The sequence below is a fragment of the Trebonia sp. genome, assembly GCF_049794275.1.
Lineage (GTDB): Bacteria > Actinomycetota > Actinomycetes > Streptosporangiales > Streptosporangiaceae > Trebonia.
Window position 1 is genome coordinate 1 of sequence record NZ_JBARCR010000315.1, and the last position, 2,557, is coordinate 2,557.

At 70.6% G+C, this 2,557-nt stretch carries 4 protein-coding genes; 2 read left to right on the forward strand and 2 right to left on the reverse strand.

Annotation, left to right across the window (positions count from 1 at the left end; translation table 11 throughout):
* Positions 1 to 793: enolase C-terminal domain-like protein (locus tag WA805_RS08750; protein ID WP_425242083.1), on the forward strand; the 793-nt coding region annotated here is incomplete at its 5' end.
* 147 nt (positions 794 to 940) lie between these two features.
* On the opposite strand, the gene WA805_RS08755 is transcribed toward WA805_RS08750, so the two are convergent.
* Both WA805_RS08755 and WA805_RS08760 read right to left on the reverse strand, forming a co-directional pair.
* Entirely contained in the window at positions 941 to 1,663 is a 723-nt protein-coding gene (locus tag WA805_RS08755) for a DsbA family protein (protein ID WP_422271931.1), read from the reverse strand.
* A 19-nt stretch (positions 1,664 to 1,682) separates the two neighbouring features.
* Positions 1,683 to 2,174 (reverse strand): peroxiredoxin family protein, encoded by a 492-nt coding sequence (locus WA805_RS08760; protein ID WP_422271929.1) that lies wholly within the window; start codon positions 2,172 to 2,174, stop codon positions 1,683 to 1,685.
* Positions 2,175 to 2,401: 227 nt separating this feature from the next.
* On the opposite strand from WA805_RS08760, the gene WA805_RS08765 reads away from it, so the two are divergent.
* The coding region (locus WA805_RS08765) for an SDR family NAD(P)-dependent oxidoreductase (RefSeq protein WP_425242084.1) at positions 2,402 to 2,557 on the forward strand (156 nt) is incomplete at its 3' end.

A 2,557-nucleotide genomic window follows, 5' to 3' on the forward strand; every position in this document is an offset into this window, starting at 1 on the left:
GGTCTCGGCGGTGCTGGCCGGCGTCGACGTCGCCTGCTGGGATGCGCTGGCGATCGCCGCCAGGCTGCCGCTGGCCCGGATGCTCGGCGCCCCCATGCAGCCGACGGCCGCCTACAACAGCAACGGACTCGGTTTGCTGGAGCCGCGGGCCGCGGCCGCCGAGGCACAGGAACTGGTCGCCGAGGGTTTCCGGGCCGTCAAGATGCGGCTCGGCCGCCCGTCGGGGGACGACGACCTGGCCGCCGTCCGGGCGGTGCGCGCGGCGATCGGACCGGACATTGCTCTGATGTCCGACTACAACCAGGCGCTGAGCGCCAACGCCGCCCGCGAGCGCTGCCGCCAGCTCGACGACGAGGGCCTGGCCTGGATCGAGGAGCCGGTTCGCCACGACGATTACGCCACCAGCGCTGAACTGGCCGCCCAGCTGCGCACCCCGGTGCAGATCGGCGAGAATTTCACTGGCCCGCGCGCCATGTCCGCCGCGCTTGCGAACAATGCCAGCAATCTCGTGATGCCGGACGTAGACCGTATCGGCGGCGTCAGCGGCTGGCTGGCCGCTGCCGCGCTGGCGGACGCAGCCGGGACCGAGATGTCGTCCCACCTGTACCCCGAAGTCAGCGCTCATCTTCTCGCCGCCACGCCAACGGCCCACTGGATCGAATACGTGGACTGGGCCGCCCCCATCCTCCAGCAGCCGCTGAAGGTGGCTGAAGGCTGCGTCCTGCCGCCAGATCGGCCTGGCAACGGTCTGGTCTGGGACTCCGATGCCGTGGCGCATTTCCGGCGGGCCTAAACCCCTAGCGGCGGCTTCGCCGCCCGGCCGTTCGCCGCCTCGAGGCCGGGCCAGCGGGAGGTCGGTCTGGCTGCAGCGGCGGGCATGGCCGCCGTTCCGGTGATTGTCACCATGCCGCTGGCCGTGGCCCCGGTTACTGACCGGGGCCTACGATGCTGTCTTGCGGCTTCCTGCGTGCCAGTCTTCCTCCGTTCCGGCCGTGCCGGGGTCCACGCCGAAGCTGCGCAGCTGCGGCCGCTCGCGCAGGCTCCGCTTGAGCTCGGCGAAGCCAGGGAAGTCGGCCAGGGCCGTGACATGGTCCCAGAGCCGGACGGCGTCGTCGGGACCGGGCAGCCTGCTGATCACCGGGCCGAAGAACGCCGTGCCGCCCGGCGGGCTGAAATGGATGATCGGCGTGCCGACGTCCCGGCCGGTCAGCGACAGTGCCTCGTCGCCCTCGGCGCGTATCTCCTCGTCCCACCGCGTGTCGTCGAGGGCGTCCGCCAGGCCGGCGGGCAGGCCCGCCGCAGCGAGCAGCGGCTCGACGAAGGCGCGGCTGCCCCTGGTGACGGGGGTCAGCTCGGCGGCACCGGGAGCGTCGAAGATCTCGCTGCTGACGGCCTCGTAGAACGGGCCGACGGCGGACCGCCCGTGCTCGGCCCTAACCCGTGCGGCGACCCGCAGCAGCCGCAGTCCCGAGGTGTGCCCTTCCTCGTAGCCGGCCGGGAAGTGGCTGTCGTAGTCGGCACCGGAGTTGATCAGGCGAAGCGAGATGAACCGCCAGTCGATCGTGTAGTCCCGCTGCGCGGTGACCATGCGCACCCACTTGCTCGTCATCCACGCGAACGGGCACACCGGGTCGAAGTAGAAGTGAATATCCGCACCACTCATGCTGTCGTCTCCTGTCCCGTTACGCCGTCGCCGGTGCCGAGTGCTCGCGCAGGTAGCGGACCAGGCCGACGACGTCGTCGGGAACGAGCCGCCCGATGGCGCCGCTTGAGTACACGCTGACGATAACTTTCCCTCCCGGGTCGAGCACGAAGTCGGTGGACTGCAGGTACACCGGGTCGGGGTTGACGAAGGCGCCGGTGAGCGCGGCGACGGACGCCGCGTCCGCGCCGTAGCCGACGGGGAACGTCAGCTTGTGCCTGGCGACCAGGGCGGCGGTGGTCTCCTTGTCGTCCACCGAGAGCGCCACGACGCGAATGCCGTTATCCTCCAGCGCCTGGCGGGCCCGCTCGAAGGCGCGCAGTTGCGCGTTGCAGTACGGGCACCAGGCACCCCGGTAGAACAGCACCGCGGCGAAGCCGCCGGCGAACGCGTCCGGGATCGTAAGCGACTGGCCGCCAGCGGTCTCGATTGTCAGCCGCGGGAACGAGTCGCCGGGGTTGAGCAGGGGCATCGCGGTTTCTCCTTCGTCGTTACCAGGACGGTCCCTGATGGGACCGCCCGGTACGTAGGCGTCGCCTCCGCCCCGGTTCTTACCTGTGGATCTCAGTCCCGCGCGCCCTGGTAAGACATCGCCGCCGCTCGCCGCTAACAAGCCGTAGTTCAAGAGCATTCAGCCGAACGGGTGCGGCTGACTCCGTGGCCGTCCCGCTCACAGCGTCAACCATTGAGGAGACCGCAGTGGCAAATAACTTTGCTGGCAAGACCGCGCTGATCACCGGGGCCGGACGCGGCATCGGGCGCGCCGTCGCGCTCGGGCTTGGCGGCGCCGGCGCCTGGGTGCTCCTGCTCGCCCGCACCACGGCGCAACTGGAGGAGACCCGCGCCCTGCTGCGC